This window comes from Rhodococcus globerulus NBRC 14531 (assembly GCF_001894805.1).
GTDB lineage: Bacteria > Actinomycetota > Actinomycetes > Mycobacteriales > Mycobacteriaceae > Rhodococcus_F > Rhodococcus_F globerula.
In genome coordinates, this window is record NZ_BCWX01000004.1 from 608,174 (window position 1) to 625,275 (window position 17,102).

General features: G+C 61.9%; 19 protein-coding genes. 8 read left to right on the top strand and 11 right to left on the bottom strand.

The window, feature by feature from the left end:
* The first annotated feature begins 119 nt into the window (after positions 1-119).
* On the top strand, positions 120-1,388 hold the full coding sequence (locus tag RG2_RS23470; RefSeq protein WP_080711884.1) for a reverse transcriptase family protein: 1,269 nt from the start codon (positions 120-122) through the stop codon (positions 1,386-1,388).
* A gap of 10 nt (positions 1,389-1,398) precedes the next feature.
* Here RG2_RS23470 and RG2_RS32750 read toward each other — a convergent pair whose 3' ends face one another.
* Entirely contained in the window at positions 1,399-1,539 is a 141-nt protein-coding gene (locus RG2_RS32750; protein WP_207787507.1) for a hypothetical protein, read from the bottom strand.
* Between the two features lie 316 nt (positions 1,540-1,855).
* Here RG2_RS32750 and RG2_RS23480 point away from each other — a divergent pair, with 316 nt between their 5' ends.
* Together RG2_RS23480 and RG2_RS23485 are read left to right on the top strand one after the other, a co-directional pair.
* Complete coding sequence (locus RG2_RS23480) at positions 1,856-2,515, top strand: TetR/AcrR family transcriptional regulator (protein ID WP_033237074.1); 660 nt, start codon at positions 1,856-1,858, stop codon at positions 2,513-2,515.
* Complete coding sequence (locus tag RG2_RS23485; protein WP_033237073.1) at positions 2,512-3,174, top strand: enoyl-CoA hydratase-related protein; 663 nt, start codon at positions 2,512-2,514, stop codon at positions 3,172-3,174. Before RG2_RS23480 ends, RG2_RS23485 begins: the two co-directional genes overlap by 4 nt.
* Here the strand turns inward: RG2_RS23485 and RG2_RS23490 are convergent.
* The gene (locus RG2_RS23490; protein WP_230590441.1) at positions 3,139-3,684 is read right to left on the bottom strand and encodes an AAA family ATPase; all 546 of its coding nucleotides are present in this window, start codon (positions 3,682-3,684) and stop codon (positions 3,139-3,141) included. The genes RG2_RS23485 and RG2_RS23490 overlap by 36 nt on opposite strands.
* Before the next feature lie 88 nt (positions 3,685-3,772).
* Between RG2_RS23490 and RG2_RS23495 the strand changes: the two genes are divergently transcribed.
* Both RG2_RS23495 and RG2_RS23500 read left to right on the top strand, forming a co-directional pair.
* On the top strand, positions 3,773-4,507 hold the full coding sequence (locus RG2_RS23495; RefSeq protein WP_033237071.1) for an MBL fold metallo-hydrolase: 735 nt from the start codon (positions 3,773-3,775) through the stop codon (positions 4,505-4,507).
* A 121-nt stretch (positions 4,508-4,628) separates the two neighbouring features.
* A complete protein-coding gene (locus RG2_RS23500) occupies positions 4,629-5,903 on the top strand; it encodes a T3SS (YopN, CesT) and YbjN peptide-binding chaperone 1 (RefSeq protein ID WP_033237070.1) in 1,275 nt (424 codons plus the stop codon).
* A gap of 11 nt (positions 5,904-5,914) precedes the next feature.
* On the opposite strand, the gene RG2_RS23505 is transcribed toward RG2_RS23500, so the two are convergent.
* The 7 genes from RG2_RS23505 to RG2_RS23535 form a co-directional block, all read right to left on the bottom strand.
* Positions 5,915-6,751, bottom strand: a complete 837-nt coding sequence (locus RG2_RS23505; protein WP_033237069.1) for a mycofactocin-coupled SDR family oxidoreductase — start codon at positions 6,749-6,751, stop codon at positions 5,915-5,917.
* 118 nt (positions 6,752-6,869) lie between these two features.
* A complete protein-coding gene (locus RG2_RS23510; RefSeq protein WP_033237068.1) occupies positions 6,870-9,029 on the bottom strand; it encodes a transglycosylase domain-containing protein in 2,160 nt (719 codons plus the stop codon).
* 112 nt (positions 9,030-9,141) lie between these two features.
* Positions 9,142-9,351: a hypothetical protein gene (locus tag RG2_RS23515; protein WP_033237067.1), complete on the bottom strand. Its 210-nt coding sequence runs from the start codon at positions 9,349-9,351 to the stop codon at positions 9,142-9,144.
* A gap of 54 nt (positions 9,352-9,405) precedes the next feature.
* Entirely contained in the window at positions 9,406-10,242 is an 837-nt protein-coding gene (locus tag RG2_RS23520) for a carbohydrate ABC transporter permease (RefSeq protein ID WP_033237066.1), read from the bottom strand.
* On the bottom strand, positions 10,239-11,417 hold the full coding sequence (locus RG2_RS23525; RefSeq protein ID WP_033237065.1) for a carbohydrate ABC transporter permease: 1,179 nt from the start codon (positions 11,415-11,417) through the stop codon (positions 10,239-10,241). The genes RG2_RS23520 and RG2_RS23525 overlap by 4 nt, the downstream gene beginning before the upstream one ends.
* Positions 11,418-11,437: 20 nt before the next feature.
* Positions 11,438-12,727, bottom strand: coding sequence for an ABC transporter substrate-binding protein (locus RG2_RS23530; RefSeq protein ID WP_033237064.1), 1,290 nt, complete (start codon positions 12,725-12,727; stop codon positions 11,438-11,440).
* 169 nt (positions 12,728-12,896) lie between these two features.
* Complete coding sequence (locus RG2_RS23535) at positions 12,897-13,970, bottom strand: ABC transporter ATP-binding protein (protein WP_033237063.1); 1,074 nt, start codon at positions 13,968-13,970, stop codon at positions 12,897-12,899.
* A gap of 113 nt (positions 13,971-14,083) precedes the next feature.
* Between RG2_RS23535 and RG2_RS23540 the strand changes: the two genes are divergently transcribed.
* The 3 genes from RG2_RS23540 to RG2_RS23550 all read left to right on the top strand — a co-directional run bounded on the left by RG2_RS23540 (position 14,084) and on the right by RG2_RS23550 (position 15,851).
* Positions 14,084-14,920 (top strand): DUF2786 domain-containing protein, encoded by an 837-nt coding sequence (locus RG2_RS23540; RefSeq protein WP_033237062.1) that lies wholly within the window; start codon positions 14,084-14,086, stop codon positions 14,918-14,920.
* Positions 14,921-14,977: 57 nt separating this feature from the next.
* Complete coding sequence (locus tag RG2_RS23545) at positions 14,978-15,421, top strand: TIGR04338 family metallohydrolase (protein ID WP_230590445.1); 444 nt, start codon at positions 14,978-14,980, stop codon at positions 15,419-15,421.
* A 61-nt stretch (positions 15,422-15,482) separates the two neighbouring features.
* Positions 15,483-15,851: a helix-turn-helix domain-containing protein gene (locus RG2_RS23550; RefSeq protein ID WP_033237060.1), complete on the top strand. Its 369-nt coding sequence runs from the start codon at positions 15,483-15,485 to the stop codon at positions 15,849-15,851.
* A 1-nt stretch (position 15,852) separates the two neighbouring features.
* Here RG2_RS23550 and RG2_RS23555 read toward each other — a convergent pair whose 3' ends face one another.
* Together RG2_RS23555 and RG2_RS23560 are read right to left on the bottom strand one after the other, a co-directional pair.
* Complete coding sequence (locus tag RG2_RS23555; RefSeq protein ID WP_033237105.1) at positions 15,853-16,440, bottom strand: ATP-dependent Clp protease proteolytic subunit; 588 nt, start codon at positions 16,438-16,440, stop codon at positions 15,853-15,855.
* A 5-nt stretch (positions 16,441-16,445) separates the two neighbouring features.
* Entirely contained in the window at positions 16,446-17,054 is a 609-nt protein-coding gene (locus RG2_RS23560; protein ID WP_033237059.1) for a ClpP family protease, read from the bottom strand.
* Between the last annotated feature and the right edge of the window lie 48 nt (positions 17,055-17,102).

The following is a 17,102-nucleotide window of genomic DNA, read 5'->3' on the forward strand; positions in this document are numbered from 1 at the left end:
TGGGTCGGCCAGAAGAATTGGATACTGCGTCCGACGGCATTCGGCACGCTCCGCGTGCTCCCCGCCGCCCCGGACAAAGGATTTGGTCACCCCGCGCCGCCGCATCCCGGAGTCGAATCATGAGTGACTTCGAACTCGACGCCGAATTGGCGCGTCGGCTGGCAGACGCAGCCGACGACGCACCGTGGACCGTCGGCGGCCTCGAAGAGGCATTCGCAACCGTCTTCGGTGTTTCCCCGACACTCCTGGCGGTCCGAGTCCTCGATCTCATGCCCGCCCCACCGTTCGAACCGCAGACTCTGTACCGATTGCTTCGCGAACTACCTCGCCTGCGGCCTGTTCCTCTCTCACTGGACACCAATGAATCTTCGGTGTGGCGGTTCGACGTTCCCCGCTACAACACCAGTGCCGACCTGGCCCGCTCCCTCGATCTCACAATCTCGGAACTCGAGTGGTTCGCCGATCGCGGTGAATGGCTACGCACGAAACCCTTGCCGCTGCGCCACTACCGGCCCATGCAGATCAGCAAGAAGGCCGGCGCGCGACTACTCGAGATACCCAAACCAAGGCTGCGCGAAATTCAGCGGAAGATCCTGCGCCGCATACTCGATCAAGTACCAGCACACGACGCGGCACACGGATTTGTCCGTGGTCGAAGTCCCTTGACATTTGCAGCGCCGCACGCACAGTCGGAAATCGTGATCGGTGTGGACCTCGCTCAGTTCTTCCCGTCCATCACCGGCGACCGTGTTCACGCGATCTTCACCGCCCTCGGCTACCCACCCGCCGTCGCCGGAGTTCTCACCGGATTGTGCACTGTTGCAACACCTGCCGATACCCTGCGCGGAGTGCCATACGCACAGGCGTCACAGTTGCGAACGGCGCACCTGCCTCAGGGTGCGCCGACGTCGCCTGCGCTCGCGAATCTTGTAGCGCGGGGGCTCGATATCCGGTTGAGTGGGCTGGCGAAGACGAACTGGCTCACCTACACCCGCTACGCCGACGACCTGGCATTCTCCGGGATCGAAGTGACTGACGTCGGCACCCTCCTGTGGACGGTCGAACAGATCGCCGGAGACGAAGGGTTCGCCGTCCATCCACGGAAGACAAAAGTGATGCGTCCGCACCGACGCCAGCACCTCACCGGCCTGGTCATCAACAACCAACCGTCGTTTCCGCGTGACGAATACGACCGATTACGCGCCCTGCTCCACAACGCTGCCAATACCTCTGCCCAGGAACAGAATCGAGAGGGAGTCGCGAACTTTCGCGCTCACATCTACGGCCGGATCGCGCACATCGGCGAAACCAGCCCTACGCGCCGACGCACGCTATTGCGGTTGGCCGACCGTGTCGATTGGGGCGCCGAGATTCTCGAGTCGGACTGACCCATGAATTTCAGCGGTTCACGACCAACTCGGCGGCTGAGGCCAGAGGGACGATCGGATACAGCGGCGGCTCGTCCTCGGGCACCAGGGCGGTCGGCCCGTAAATCCAGTCGGTGTAGGTGTAGTCCTGTGTGCCGCGGGCTCGCAGCAACAGATTTCGCTGCTGCCGTTCCTCTCCGTCGAGGTGCCACAACTCGCCCCAGACGCGTGCCGTCGTCAGTACCCGGCGGCAGTGCTCAGGGCGAACGGCCTCATAGGCCGCGAGAGCTGCGTCCCAGTCGATTACGCCGTCGGCACCTAGGTGCCTTTGGTCGAGTGAGCACCCTTTTCATCAAGCTCGCACCCCTTCCAGGGCTCTGGAAGGGGTGCGAGCTTTGCAGAAGGGGTGCTCACTTCAGCAGGCTGTGACGGCTGCATGATCCGACCACGCACTAGTAACAGAGCAGACGCTCTGTTACTGTGCGTTCATGCCTCGGCCACGCGTCCACGATCTCGACACACTGCTCGATGCTGCCGAAAATCTCGCCGCCACTGCCGGGCCGGCTGCAGTCACGGTCAGAGCCGTATCCGATACAACCGGCGTTTCCAACGGCGCGATCTATCACGCATTCGGTTCTCGCAGTGGCCTGGTCGGTAGCGCGTGGCTACGCGCCGCACAGCGATTTCTTGCACTCCAGCAGTCGAGAGTGGATGACACCCTGCGTTATCCCTCACCGTCCGCCGCAGTCGACGCAGTGGTCGCCGCCGCGGAAGTGCCGGCGATCTTCGCCCTGGATTACCCACATTCCGCACTACTTCTGTTGACGATCAGGCGCGAGGAACTACTCGGCACCGACGTCCCTGCCGATATCGCAGAGCAACTCACACAACTCGACCGGGCGCTCGTCGAGTTGTTCATCCGGTTGTCGACGGCACTCTGGGGCCGTAAAGACGGACGAGCAGTCGAAGCAATCGAAGCCTGTGTTGTCGGCCTACCTACCGGACTGCTCATCCACCCGGCCAAACGCGCCGACGGTTGGCGAGTACCCGATACAGCAGCACGCGCGCGGTTGGACGCTGCCGTTCGAGCCGTTCTGCGTCTCGACCCACCACTCCCCAAGTCCCGCAACACGAAAGGCCAATCATGACCCCTACTCTCGGCTTCGAAAACAAGATCGCCGTCCTCGATCTCGGCGACGACGAGAATCGCTTCTCCCCGGATTGGCTCGACTCCGTCGACAAGCTGCTCGACCAGGCTCTGGGCGAAGGCGCACACGCCCTGATCACCACGGCAACGGGCAAGTTCTATTCCAACGGACTCGACCTCGACTGGCTTGGCGCACACACTGACAAGGCAAATTGGTATGTGCAGCAAGTGCAATCATTGTTCGCTCGGATGCTGACATACCCGATGCCGACCGTCGCTGCGGTCAACGGTCACGCCTTCGGAGCGGGCGCGATGCTCGGGGTCGCCCACGACTACCGCGTCATGCGCGACGATCGAGGCTATTACTGCTTCCCGGAAGTTGACATCAACATCCCTTTCACCGAAGGAATGGCAGCGCTCATTCAGGCCAAACTCAGTCCTGCCTCGGCCGTCGTCGCCATGACCACCGGGCGACGGTACGGCGGAAGCGACGCGCTTGCTGCAGGTCTGGTGGACGCCACGGCTTCCGCCGAAGCGCTGACCACCAAGGCAATCGACATCGTCGCACCGATCGGCCCGAAGAATCCGGGCACACTTGGCTCCATCAAATCGACGATGTTCGCTTCAGTGGTCACCGCTCTGCACACTGAGCGCCCGTAACGACGGATAATGCTCTCGCAGAGACGCTTCCACGTCATCGGCAACACTTTCGGGGTCTCGACCTTCGGTGCTGAGAACCAGGTCAACTCCGATCAACGACGGCATCGAACCGGCCAGGAGTCGTGACGCTTCCACCAGCTGCTCCAACCCTGCCCAGTTGGCCGGTTCACGCTCGATGATCCTGTTGCGCAACGTATCCGGATCGGCCTCTAGCCGTACCAGCAGGTGCCCGTCAGCCGCGGTCGCGGCCAGCAGAGCACGCCCGTAGTCGTCGTCTTCGACGGTAGCAGTGAGGAACAGGAGTTCATAACCCACCTCACGGTACGACGTGCACAGCATCTCGACGTGCGCGATGGCTCGTTCGGTTCCCAGTGGCGGGTAACACCGCTCCAGTTCGTCAACCTCGATCATCGCGTTTCTCACGCCGGCCTCGCCGAGTCGATCGTGAAGCGCGGTCGAGACGGAACTCTTCCCCGCGCCCGGCGGGCCTGTCAGCAGCAGTACATACACGTCCTCCACTATTCCAGAGCCTTGTGCCCGGACTGAGCGACGAGAAAGCTGGAGATCACGGAATTACAGCCCTGATCGGAGCACAGCGATGAGCACAACGATCACCGAGATCGCCCCGGATATCTACCGACTCTCGACGTTCGTTCCGGAAGCGAACCTCGCGATGAACCAATTTCTTGTCGACGGTGAAGAACCACTGCTCTTCCACACCGGGCAGAGAGCGCTGTTCACATCGTCGTCCGACGCACTGTCGCGTCTCCTCGACCCAGCCCGGCTGAAATGGATCACGTTCGGTCATGTCGAAGCCGACGAGTGTGGGGCGATGAATTCGTGGCTCGCCGCAGCCCCCGGCGCGCAGGTCGCGCATTGCGCAATGGGGTGCTTCGTCCAGGTCAACGATCTAGCCGACCGAATGCCAGTTCCGTTGCAGGACGGCGATGTTCTCGAAACAGGCCGCCGACGCGTACGCCATATCGACACCCCACACGTCCCGCACGGCTGGGACGCAGGTCTGATGTTCGAGGAGACAACGTCGACGTTGTTCTGTGGCGACCTGTTCACCGCGTTCGGACCCCCGCCCGCAACAACCGAACAGGAAATCGTCGGCCCCGCCCTTGCGGCCGAAGATCTAGGGCATGCAACAGCCCTGACGCCGGCGCTCGCACCCACCATCCGCGCCCTCGCCGACCTCGAACCACGAATTCTTGCCACCATGCACGCACCGACCTTCTACGGCGACTGCGTCGGCGCCCTCCACGATCTGGCGACGGCCTACAAAGAACGATTCGACAACGAAACCGAAAAATTTTCTCGGATGGACTAAGCGCCTCGCTGAAGTTGTCGGCCCCAACCGCTACTCTCACGCCAAGGGCTTGACGGCAGGGGTTCACAAAACGTCGGCAAGCCCCTTGACCGGTAAGAACCCCACCCGTGAAGGAGCGTCGATGTCGGAGCACACTTTCGATCTCGAGATCACTGCCGCATGGACTGCATTCGGGGCTCGTGTGTCTCGATACATCGCGGCAATGCAGGACAACGACACCCTGGTCGTGGAGTCGCAGCACGACTCGCAAGACAACCTCGACTACGCCCCCGCCTGCATCCAGTTCTTCGCGTGGGACCAGACCCGCGTCAGGTGCGAGGTACCGTCCAATCAGTTCCTGCACCCCTTGCGGATGCTTGAACCCGAGGATCACGAGTCGCTGATCGGCTGGGGATTCAATCGCCCCGACCAATGCGAGCACGACGCCACCGGCAACGGCTCCATGTCCTTCTACATCGACGTCGATCGTTCCCGGCCCGACGGCGTGGTCGCCCAAGCACTGCGGGTGCTCGGCGACATGTGGAGCATCGCGCACCCAAGTTTTCTCCGTGTACAGGTGAGCGGCCGCGAAGACATTCCAGCCTTCGACAGCGGTCAGAATCAGGCCAGCGAATACGATTCGTTGAACGAGTTGGTCGACAACGCCCTTGGCCGGCTTCTCGACTACACCCCCGAGCGTGACGACGACGGCGACATCCCGCTCGTTCGCGGCGAGCAGATCACGTATGTCCGCGTGCTCGAAGACGACCAGTACGTAGAAGTGTTTTCGCGGGTTGTTCACTCGATACCCGACACAAACCATGCCGCTCTTGTTCTGTCCCAGCTCAATCGACAGTGGCCCACCATCAAGCTCATCCTGGTGGAACAAAGCGTCCTCGGCGTCGCCAGGGTCGATGCTGCTCCGTTTGCACCCGATCATCTACTGCGAACGATCCGATCCTTTGCCGAACTGGCCGACGCATCGGAAGAGCTCGCCGAAGAGCTTGGCGGGCAACCTATTCGAGCAGGCGGGGAGTTCGCCGCCACCGATGGATCGGACAGCGACGGACTCAGCGCGGTTTTTGACGGATCGGCCGTCGAATGGCACGAGTGCTTCGAGTTTCCGCCCGCACTCATGTCCATCCTCGAACTCGACGCCGACCAAAGCGGGGGACTCACCGCCGACGACGTCGCAGAAATCTGCGGACGCGACCGCGACACCATCCTCGAGTATCTGCGCATCAGTCAGGAACAGGAAGCCGAGTGGCATAACGCCCTGACAAACGCTGTCGCAGTCGGCGGCGAAGATATCGAACTGTGCACCGGCGAGAAACTCGCGTGGACTCAGACGATTGCCCACCTACGCCAAGCACTGCGCGTTGTCGTTCTTCCGCGAAAAGGTAGCGGCACGCAGTAACTCAGACGGAATCACTTGATGACCGAACCAGCGTCAACCGGCAATTGAACCCCGGTGACGTAGCGTGCGGCATCACTGACCAACCACAGAATGGCGTTGCTGACGTCGCTTGATTCGACCCACCGGACAGGGAGCGCATTCGAACTTCGGAACGCGTCACTGACATCATCGAGAGTGATCTCGGATGGCTTCTTGTCCGGGCGGAAAAGCGCGTACGTGTATTCGTTGTGAATCATGTCGGTGTTGACGCCCGTCGGGTGTACCGAATTGACCCTGATCATGTGCGGCGCAAGCTCGTTCGCCAGCGACTTCATCAGGCCAACCACGCCGTGCTTGGCAGCGGCATAGTGTGCCAGGTTTCCCAGGCCCTTGATCCCGGCAGTGGAACTGGTGAGGACGATCGCGCCACCGTCGCCGTGTGCCTCGAGATGCGGCAGCGCGGCCCTCACTGTCTTGAACACACCGGTGAGGTTGATCGCGATCATGTCGTCCCACATGTCGTCGGTGAGGTTCTCGGCCGGAGCGAAACTCGCGATGCCCGCGTTTGCGAGCACGATGTCGAGGCGTCCGAGTTGCGAAACGCCCTCGTCGACTGCGGCTCTCAAGCCGGCTGAATCACGAACATCGGTGTGGGTGGCAATAATTCGACGACCCAGTGCTTCGACCTGCCGAACCGTCTCGTTCAAATCTTCGGCAGTGGCCAGGGGATATCCCACTGATCCCACCTGATCGCACAGGTCGATCGCGATGATATCCGCGCCCTCCTGCGCCAATGTTGTTGCATGAGAGCGTCCCTGACCCCGCGCGGCACCGGTGATGAAGGCAACTTTGCCGTCCAGCTGACCCATTCGACTGCTCCTTCGACCGTGCGACGACGCCCGAGTGCATTCTGCAACTCGCGCATCACGTTACGTCACCGCCTGTCGCCAGGTAGGCGATCTGCGAAGATCGCCGCTCTGCAAAAGGTCAGCCGGGCAACGGAATGACGATGCCGGGAAGGATCTCGATCGAACGGGGCCGCTGCGGGATCTGCGGAATCTCCACCGGCGGCAACCCCGGAATGTTCAGCGTGGTGGAAGGCGGGGTAGCTGCCCCAGTGCTGCGGTCGTTCGGCGACGTCGCACCGGAGTTGGCGGGAACACCGGCCTGTCCACCGATCGGATCCGGCCACGGGAAGGTCTCGACGTCGGACCCCTTGAGAGCGCCGTCCATGGTGCTCTTCCAAATATCGGCCGGAAGCCCCGAACCGTAGATCAAGCCGCCGTTGTAGTTGGTGATGGCTTGGGCATCGGAAGTGCCGATCCACACCGCCGTGGACAAGGACGGTGTGTAACCGACCATCCAGGCGTCCTTGTTCTGACCGGTGTCACCGAGCTGAGCGGTTCCGGTCTTCGAAGCAACGGCGCGACCACCGGCCAGCGCGTGTCCATTGGAGTACGACGCGATCGGCAGCATCGCCTGCGTGACGTTTTCGGCGACGGCAGCGTCGAGTCGACGCTCACCGGGGGAGACCGGACGATCGAGTAGAACTTCACCTTCGGCCGTCACCACCTTCTGGATGAAGTGCGGCTGCTGGTAGACCCCGGAGTTGGCAAGAGTTGCATAAGCGGACGCCATGTCGATGACGCGGGACTGATACTGCCCGAGCACAATTCCGTTCTCCGGCGGGTCACCCTCCTGGGTCAGGGTGGGGTAGTCGAGCCCAGGAATTCGCTCGGGGATACCGGCCAGGTGAGCCGCGTCGGCGATCTTCTGCGGACCGTTCTCCATCGACAGCATCAGGCGGTAGAAGCTGGTGTTGAGCGAACGCTTCAGCGCCTCCGCGATGGTGCAGGTTCCGCAGGATTCACCGCCGACGTTTCCGATGGTCACACCATTGATCGTGAGCGGCGAACTGTCGAAGCGGGCCGAGAGCGGGATGTCTTCCATCAACGCGGCCACCAGTCCGAAGACCTTGAACGCCGAACCCGTCTGCAACGGCGCCTGGGCGTAGTCGAAACCAGCGCCGTCCGTGCCGCCGTAGTAGGCGGAAACTCCACCGGTCCGTGGGTTGATGGATACCGCCGCGGTGCGCAGTTCCTCCGGTTCTCCGTCGAGGTTCTTGCTCACCGCGTTGAGCGCGGCTTCCTGCGCCTGAGGATCGATAGTGGTCGTGATCTGTAGGCCTGCCGTGTTCAGCGTCTCGTCACTGATACCGGCTTCGGCAAGTTCCTTGAGGACCTGCGTCTTGATGTGGCCTTCCGGGCCGGGAGCCTGATTCAGATCAGTGGGGCGGTTGGCCGCGGCGACAACGGGAAACGTCATCGCGTCACGATCCGCCTTGGCGAGTGTCCCCAAGTCGGCCATTCCGTTGAGCACGTAGTTCCATCGCGCTTCGAGCGCGGGGAGATTGGTCTCCGGATCGAGGAAGGAGGGACTCTGGATCACGGAAGCGAGAACAGCGCCTTCGCCGACGGTCAGGTCGCTGACCGGCTTGTCGAAGTACGCATTCGACGCCGCTGCGATGCCGTACGCACCGCGTCCGAAGTAGATGGTGTTCAGGTACGCCGCAAGGATGTCGTCCTTGGACCACTCGCGCGCCATCTTGGCGGAGATGACAAGCTCACGCATCTTTCTGTCGATACTGCGCTTGTCGCCGACCAACACGTTCTTCACGTATTGCTGGGTGATGGTGGATCCACCGCCGGCGCTTTCCTTGCCCATGATGTTGTCGCGGGCCGCGCGCGCGAATCCCGAAATCGAGAAGCCAGGGTTGGTGTAGAAATTGCGGTCCTCGGCGGAGAGGACGGCGTCGCGAACATGAATCGGAATGGCCGACAACGCAACTTCGGTGCGGTTGCCCTCCGGGGGGACCACCTTCCCGAGCACGGTGGTGCCGTCGGCCATGTAGATGGTGGAGACCTGCTTGGTCTGCATGTCAGCGGGACGAGGAACCTCCGTGCGACTGTAGGCAACAGCAAACACCGACGCGGGCACGATGATCATGAGCAGTACGAGCACGTAGATCGTCCGCCGGACGAACCGCCACTTGGAGCGCTTCTTCTTGGCCGGTTTCCCCGGGTTGCCGGAGCGACGCGAAGTCGATGCAGCACCACCTGCCGCATTCGATCTGTTCGATGGACTCACTTACACACTCCCGGTCGGGGACATGACCTCACAGCATCATTGCACCAGGGTGTTGTCTCGATCAGATAACTCCCGGCAACTGCGATACCGAAACGTCACACTACCGGGAGCTCTACTGCCGACGCTCCGCGCGAACCGCTTTCCGGTATCCGCGGTACGCAAAGCCCAGCGCAATGACGCAACCGAGCAGCACCAGCGACGGCGTCACCCCTGGGTCACCTTTGACGATTGAGACCACAGCGCTGATCAACGCCATGAGAGCAAACACCGAGATGAAGCCGGCGATGAGCTCCATTCGCTGGGCGCGCGAAGCCCGTCTCATATGCACCACGCGCGCGAAGCCCGCCTCATATGCACCACGCGCGCGAAGCTCGCATCACGACTTGACGCCGCCTGCGGTCAGGCCTGCGATGATCCGTCGCTGGAAGATCAGCACCATGATCACGAGGGGGATCATCACGAGGGTGCCACCAGCCATGATGGAGGTGTACGGCGTGACAAAGGGATCGGTGCCGGAGAATTTGGCCATCGCCACGGTGACGGGCGCTGTTTTGTCGCTCGAGAGCTGCAGTGCCAGCAGGTACTCGTTGACCGTCGCGATGAACGCGAGGATCGCGGTGGTGAACAGTGCCGGCGCGGCGAGCGGCAGCATGATCAGCCGGAAAGCCTGGCCGCGGGTGGCACCGTCGATGCGTGCGGCTTCTTCGAGTTCCCAGGGGAGTTCGGAGAAGAAGGAGGTCAGCGTGTACACCGTGAGCGGTAGGACAAACGAGATGTTGGGAATGATCAGCGCTTTGTAGCTGCCGATCCACCCGAGGTCAGTGAACATCTGGAACAACGGCGTCACGAGTGCGACGACGGGAAACATGGACGCGCCGAGGATGATGCCGGTGACGAAGTATTTGCCACGGAAGTCGAACCGTGAGAGTGCGTACGCCGTGAAGACACCGACGACCAGAGCGACAAGAGTGGTAGCGCCGGCGATGATGAGGCTGTTCATCAGAGCCCGGGTGAAGTTCACCTTGGCGTCTGGATCGAGCGCTGCCGTGAAGTTGGAGAATGTGAGGTTCTCGGGCCACAGTGAGGTCGAGAAGGTCTCAGACGGGTCACGCAGAGCCGTCACGATCATCCAGTAGCAAGGAGCCAGTCCCCACACGATGATCAGGACGACGCCGATGTAGGTGCCGATCTTGCCGCGTAGTGCCTTGTTCATACCGGCTCCCCTTTCCGCTGCTTTTCCTGCGTGCTGACCGCGTTGGCTCCGAGGAATCGGACCAGGATGAAGGCCACAGCGAAGATGATGAGGAACGTGATGGTGGACAGTGCCGATGCCGAATTGGCGCCGACGCGCATCTGATCGACCACCAGGACCGAGATGGTGGACGTGGCGGGATTGGATCCCATCATGATTGCGGGCAGGTCGTACATGCGCAGGGCGTCCATCGTGCGGAAGAGCACGGCCACCATGAGCGCGGGCTTGACCAACGGCAACGTGATCATGCGGAAGCGCTGCCACGCCGTTGCGCCGTCGACCTTGGCTGCTTCGTAGACGTCTGCGGGAATCATCTGCAGACCCGCGAGGATGAGCAGAGCCATGAACGGCGCTGTTTTCCAGACGTCGGCGACGACGATCGCGAATCGAGCCGGCCACGGATCGGCCGTCCACAGGATGTTGGTGCCGAGAATCTTGTTGGCGATGCCGTCGTTGGCAAAGATGAAGAACCACAACTTCGCGGTGACAGCGGTGGGGATGGCCCACGGAATCAGGACCGAGGCGCGCAGCAGACCGCGTCCACGGAAAGTCTTGGCCATGATCAACGCCATCGAGAGGCCGATCAGCGTCTCGAGCAGAACCGTCACGATCGTGAAACCGAAGGTATTGCCGATCGACTGCCAGAACTGCGAGCCGAGCGTGCCGGGAGGACACGGAATCGCGCCGTTCGCAGTGTTGCAGGACTGGGTGATCCAGTTCTTGTAGTTGTCGAACCACGTGAACTGACCGGTGACGAACATGCCGGTCTCTGGATCGAGTTTCTTGCCGTCGCTGTGCATCGACATCCAGATCGCGCGCCCGAGCGGGTACACGATGATGACTGCGAGCACGATCAACGACGGAGCGACAAACGCCCACGGCGGGACGCGTCGACGCTTTTTCGGCTTGTCGGCCGACGGTGGCGCCGGCATATCCGGAGGGGGCGGAGGTGTATCTGCAGAGTCAGGCAGAACCTTGGTCAGGGACATCCCTGTGCCCTCGGATACCGACGGCTCTTCGAGAGGTTCCGGCGCTCGGTGTCTCCCACCAACGCCCGAACGGTCGGGACCGGTTGACCCGGCCCCGACCGTGGGGTTGGCAGGCACAGCCGCGGAAGGATCCTGCGGTTCTGCCATTGCTTATTGCTCCTGGTAGATCAGTTACCGGCGGTTTCGATGCCGGCCTTGGTGTCCGCCAAAGCCTGCTCGACGGTCTTCTCGCCGCGAATAGCAGCGTAGGTGTTGTCGGAAATCGACTTCGACACCTGCGTGTAGTACGGCGTGACGGGACGCGGCTGCGCGGTGGCAAGCGCTTCCTTCAGTGTCGCGAAGTACGGGAACTCTGCAAGTACTGCCGGGTCGTCGTAGACAGCTGAGAGGACGGGCGCGCCGCCGACCGCGGTGAAGTACGTCTGCGACTTCTTGGTCTGCATGAACTCGAGGAAGTCGCGTGCCGTGGCCGGAGCGTCCGAGAAGGCACTGATGCCGACGTTGTAGCCGCCGACCGTCGACGCGCCCGGTCCGTCGACACCCGGAAGGACGGTGTAGCCGTACTTGCCGGCGACCGACGTCTCTTCACCGTCGACCGAGAAGCCGGACCAGCTACGCATGAACAGGGCCTTGCCTTCACCGAAGGCGCTCTGCGACTCACCCTCGGAGTACGTCAGTGCTTCCTGCGGGATCGTGTTGTCGGCGAAGGAATCGACGATGAACTGCACGCCTTCCTTCGTCTTGTCGTCGATCGCCGGGGTGATGCCGTCAGCTGCGACCCACGGTCCGTCGTAGGCATTGGTGATCTCGGTGGTGTTGACCGTCAGGCCTTCGTAGTTCTTGAACTGACCGACGTAGCAGGAGATGCCGGCTTCGACAGCCTTCGGGCAGTTTTCCTTGAGCTCGGCCCACGTGGTGGGAGCCTTCTCGACGAGGTCCTTGCGGTAGTACAGGAACGCGGCGTTGGTGTTCTTGGGCGCTGCGTAGAGCTTGCCGTTGTACGTGCCCGACGCGACCGTGGACTCGAGGAGGCCCGACGTGTCGATCTTCAGGTCACCCTCGAGCGGAGCCAGCCAGCCGTTGGCAGCAAACTGCGCGGTGTTGACGACGTCGACGCCGATGAGGTCGTACTCGTCGCTCTTGGCCTGCATGCGCTGGGTGATGTCGTCGACCTGCGCGTTGGCTTCCTTCGCCAGTGGCTTCAGGGTGACCTTCTCGTCCGGATGCTCGGCATTCCAGTCGGAGATGATGTTTTCGAGCGCCTCATTCAGGGCATCCTGGCCCTCGACGATCGTGATGGGGCCGCGGCCTTCGCTGGAGGACGATCCCCCGGATGCGGCTGTGGTGGTGGTGTCGCCGCCGTTGTCCGAATCGGACGAACAACCGGCCAGTACCAGCATCGACACTGCCGACGCTGCAATTGCAGCCCGACGCATCGCCTTCGAGTTCAGAACCATGGATTCGCTCCCCGCTTGTATACGACAAAAGACATCCCGGTAGCCGACGTCACGGCATGCGCCATGAGTGCCGGCTCCCGGCATCGGCCCCTACTGTGGCACGAGACACCCCTACTTGTTGGTATTACGGCGAACCTGAATCGTTCATGTGTCGGATTAGAGCGCCAAGTCAGCCGAGGCGACGGCCGTCGCTGGATGCAAAAATGTGCACCTTGCCCGGGTCGACGCGAAGATTCACGCGATCACCCTTCTGGGGCGGATTACGCCAATCACCTCGTGCCACGATCTGTTGTGGGCTGCCGCCGATAGTCGTGCGGCCGTAGACGTAGGCGTCGGACCCGAGTTCTTCGACGACGTCGACGTCCATCGGAATTCCCGCAGCGGCAATTTCGAGGTGTTCCGGACGAATTCCGAGCACAACTTCGGTCTCGGGTGTTCCGTTCAATGTTTCACGGGAAACAGGAACAACCACGTCACCGAACGCCACACCGCGATCGGTGAGGGGAAGGGTGAAGAGATTCATCGCGGGCGAACCCATGAAGCCGGCAACAAACACGTTCTTCGGCCGGTTGTAGAGCTCCCGCGGCGACGCACACTGCTGCAGGATTCCCTTGTCGAGGACGGCGACGCGGTCACCCATGGTCATGGCCTCCACCTGATCGTGCGTCACATAGACCATCGTGGTCGCGAGGCGTCGCTGCAATTGCGCGATCTGCGTACGCGTCTGCACCCGCAGTTTTGCGTCGAGGTTCGAGAGCGGCTCGTCCATCAGAAACACCTGCGGTTGGCGGACGATGGCGCGGCCCATCGCAACTCGCTGACGCTGGCCACCGGACAGCGCTTTCGGCTTGCGATCCAGGTACGGCTCCAGGTCGAGCATCTTGGCAACTTCCTCGACGCGAGCCCGGGTTTCCGTCTTGTTCGTACCCGCCAACTTGAGCGCAAATCCCATGTTCTCGGCGACCGTCATGTGCGGGTACAGGGCGTAGTTCTGGAACACCATCGCGATGTCGCGTTCCTTGGGTTCCTGACCCGTGACGTCGCGGTCACCGATGAGAATGCGGCCACTGTGGACCTCCTCGAGACCCGCCAGCATGCGGAGCGTCGTCGACTTTCCACAACCGGACGGTCCGACGAGAACAAGGAACTCGCCGTCCTCGATCTGGAGGTCGAGCTTGTCGACTGCGGGGGAATTCGATCCGGGAAACAGGCAGGTAGTTCCCTCGAATGTCACTGAAGCCATGACGGGTTGATCCCTTCTACCGGCAGGAACGTGCCGGACGATCCAAGTTGAGGGTGAGTGTGTGCCCCAGCAGCATAAGCGCCGCTGTCGGTATCCGGGAGTACCCTTCTGCGGTGAGTTCGGAGAAGATGTTGACCCGCATCGGCGCTCTGCTTCGTCAGGCAGAATCCACCGATAATCCCCACGAAGGTGAAGCCTTCATGGCGGCCGCACAGCGGTTGGCCACCAACTCGGCCATCGACCTGGCGGTGGCCCGTGCACACACGGCGTCGTCGGAAAAACGGGCGACGCCCACCCAACGGCTCATCACGATCGGTGAGCCCGGCAAGCGTGGCTTGCGCACCTACGCTCAGCTGTTCATCGCCATCGCTGCCGCCAACGACGTGCAGTGCGACATCGCGCAGACGTCTGCCGTCATCTTCGCGTACGGATTTGCCGGCGACATCGACGTGTGTGAGGCCCTGTACTCGAGCCTTCTGTTCCAGATGGTGCGAGATTCCGACGCGTATGTGCGCTCCGGTGCGTACCGCGGTGAAACGTCCGTGCGGACGGTCGTCGAAACTCGCGGACGACGACGCGTCAGCACTCAGGTCCGCAAGCCTGTTGCCGGAGTGACCGCACGGCTCAACTTCCAGATGGCCTATGCGGCGCGCATCGGTGCCCGGTTGGCGGAAACGAAGAAGGAGACGGAAACAGTGTCGACTGCGTCATCCTCGGAAACCGCACTGGTGTTGCGTAACAAGGAAATCGAACTCAAGGACTACTATTCGTCAAATTCCAAGGCACGCGGTACATGGCAGGGCGGCGGCCGGGCAAGTGCCGGGCATTCGTCGCATGCACGTCAGGCAGGGGACAAAGCGGCCAGATCAGCACGGCTGGGAAACCTCCCGGAGATCGGTGGCGTCAAGGGGCAGATCGGACGGGGCGAGCGAAGCGACGGGGGTAGGTGAGCGGTGAGAGACAAGCAGCAGTCCGCCGTCTACGAAGCAGAAACCTTGGTGCGCACCATGTTCGACCGCGCGGACCAGCGGGGGACACGTAGCGTCGAAGTTCTGGGATCCACCATCACACTGCCGGTCGAGCGCAAATTCGGATCCGTGGAATCGGTGCGGACATATTGCGAGCAGGTTCTTGCACTGAACTGGGTGGGGGAAACCTGGCCCCGCGCAACTGTTTCGGTAATGGTGCGCGCCCGCGCCGGAAACACTGCCGCCCACTACTCGAATGACACCATCGCCGTCCCCGAGGATCGAGACGGGCGCTGGGCGTTGCGTGAACTTGTCGTCCTGCACGAACTCGCACACCACCTCGGCAACCCCGACTCCGACGAGGCTTCCCACGGGCCCGAATTCGTCGACCGATACCTCACGCTGGTCGACGAAATCATCGGGCCCGAGGCTGCCTTCGTCCTGCGTGCGATGTTCCTTGCCGGTGGTGTTCGAACCGACTGAGCCCTCTCTGCCCTCGGCGAACCCGGTAGTGGCCGCACTGGTCGGCTGGAATACTCGGCGTATGGATGCGCAGCGCAGATTAGTCCTGGTCAAGGGTGGGTCGGAACTGCCCAACCCGGATGCACCTGCGCGTAAGCCCCCACTGATCCGCGAAGCGTACGGACGAGTGTTGCGTGAGGTCCGACGCGATCAGGACCGGACACTCGGCGACGTAGCCGCCCAAGTCGGAATGTCGAAGCAATACCTGTCCGAGATCGAGCGAGGCAAGAAGGAACCGTCGTCGGAAATCCTGCGCGCGATCTGTGAAGCCTTGGGGATGCCGCTGGAGCACTTGCTGTTCCGATCGGGCAACAAGATAATTGCACTCAATTCCCTCACCTTCGGGCACTCTCCGGCACCGATCTCCGGCCCCGTCCTGATGGCGGCCTGAGTCAGTTCCCTTCGATCAAGCTGTCAGCCAGGCCGTAGGAAATCGCGTCGTGGGCGGTGAATATCCGGTCCCGATCGGTGTCCTTTCGAAGTCGCTCGACGCTCTGACCGGTGTGCTTACTCAAGATCGTCTCCGTCTGCTCGCGGATTCTCAGGATCTCAGCCGCTTGAAGCGCCAGGTCCGAGATGGTGCCGCTACCTTGTGTCGACGGTTGGTGCAGCAGCACCCGGGAATGGGCGAGAACATGCCGATGGCCCGGAGTACCGGCAGCGAGCAGCACCGCAGCAGCCGACGCCGCCTGCCCCATGCAGTACGTCGAAATCGTGGGTTTCAAGAACTGCATCGTGTCGTAGATCGCGAGCATCGCAGTGGTGGAACCGCCGGGAGAGTTGATGTACAAACCGATTTCGCGATCCGGGTTGTCGGCCTGCAGGTGCAGCATCTGAGCCATCACGACGTTGGCGACGCCGTCGTCGATCTCGGTGCCGAGAAAGACGATGCGCTCGTTGAGCAGCCTACTGAAGATATCGAAAGATCGCTCACCCGTTGGTGTTCGCTCGATGACGCTGGGAATCGTGTACTGGGACATGATGTTCACAATCCGATCTTGGGGAAGGTAGCCTGCGGTGCGATCTCGGCGAACGTCGTCACGACGCGGTCGACGATTCCGTATTCGCGTGCCTGCTCGGCGGTAAACCAACGATCTCGGTCGCTGTCTATCTCGATTTCTTCGACGGTCCGGCCCGTTTCGGCGGCCAGAATTTCCTGCGACTGACGCTTCATCAACTCGAGGCTCTCGGCCTGGATCGCGATATCCACCGCTGTGCCACCGATACCCGCTGACGGCTGGTGCATCATGATGCGACTGTGCGCCAGGCTGATTCGCTTGCCATGTGTACCGGAGCAGAGAAGCACCTGACCCATACTGGCGGCAAATCCCATCGCTACCGTCACGACGTCATTGGGGATCAGCTTCATGGTGTCGTAGATGGCGAGACCGGCAAACACCGATCCGCCGGGTGAATTGATGTAGAGCACGATGTCGCGCTTGGGGTCGGTAGTGGCGAGGAGCACCAATTCCGAGCACACGCGCTCGGCCATGTCGTCGTTAACCTCGCCGGTCAGCAAGATTGTTCGTTGACGAAAGAGCCTGTCTGTCAGCAGGTCACGATATCCGGTGTCGGTGAGGGTTGGAGTAGTCATGAATCCATTCGTACCGGCGCCGCGGCGCTGGAATCCAGATTGTCTGCT

Coding starts and splice junctions, on each gene's coding strand:
- RG2_RS23515 (WP_033237067.1), bottom strand. CDS start 9,351: ATGAGACGGGCTTCGCGCGCCCAGCGAATGGAGCTCATCGCCGGCTTC.
- RG2_RS23470 (WP_080711884.1), top strand. CDS start 120: ATGAGTGACTTCGAACTCGACGCCGAATTGGCGCGTCGGCTGGCAGAC.
- RG2_RS23545 (WP_230590445.1), top strand. CDS start 14,978: ATGTTCGACCGCGCGGACCAGCGGGGGACACGTAGCGTCGAAGTTCTG.
- RG2_RS23480 (WP_033237074.1), top strand. CDS start 1,856: ATGCCTCGGCCACGCGTCCACGATCTCGACACACTGCTCGATGCTGCC.
- RG2_RS23500 (WP_033237070.1), top strand. CDS start 4,629: ATGTCGGAGCACACTTTCGATCTCGAGATCACTGCCGCATGGACTGCA.
- RG2_RS23530 (WP_033237064.1), bottom strand. CDS start 12,727: ATGGTTCTGAACTCGAAGGCGATGCGTCGGGCTGCAATTGCAGCGTCG.
- RG2_RS23525 (WP_033237065.1), bottom strand. CDS start 11,417: ATGGCAGAACCGCAGGATCCTTCCGCGGCTGTGCCTGCCAACCCCACG.
- RG2_RS23495 (WP_033237071.1), top strand. CDS start 3,773: ATGAGCACAACGATCACCGAGATCGCCCCGGATATCTACCGACTCTCG.
- RG2_RS23550 (WP_033237060.1), top strand. CDS start 15,483: ATGGATGCGCAGCGCAGATTAGTCCTGGTCAAGGGTGGGTCGGAACTG.
- RG2_RS23520 (WP_033237066.1), bottom strand. CDS start 10,242: ATGAACAAGGCACTACGCGGCAAGATCGGCACCTACATCGGCGTCGTC.
- RG2_RS23560 (WP_033237059.1), bottom strand. CDS start 17,054: ATGACTACTCCAACCCTCACCGACACCGGATATCGTGACCTGCTGACA.
- RG2_RS23555 (WP_033237105.1), bottom strand. CDS start 16,440: ATGTCCCAGTACACGATTCCCAGCGTCATCGAGCGAACACCAACGGGT.
- RG2_RS23505 (WP_033237069.1), bottom strand. CDS start 6,751: ATGGGTCAGCTGGACGGCAAAGTTGCCTTCATCACCGGTGCCGCGCGG.
- RG2_RS23535 (WP_033237063.1), bottom strand. CDS start 13,970: ATGGCTTCAGTGACATTCGAGGGAACTACCTGCCTGTTTCCCGGATCG.
- RG2_RS23485 (WP_033237073.1), top strand. CDS start 2,512: ATGACCCCTACTCTCGGCTTCGAAAACAAGATCGCCGTCCTCGATCTC.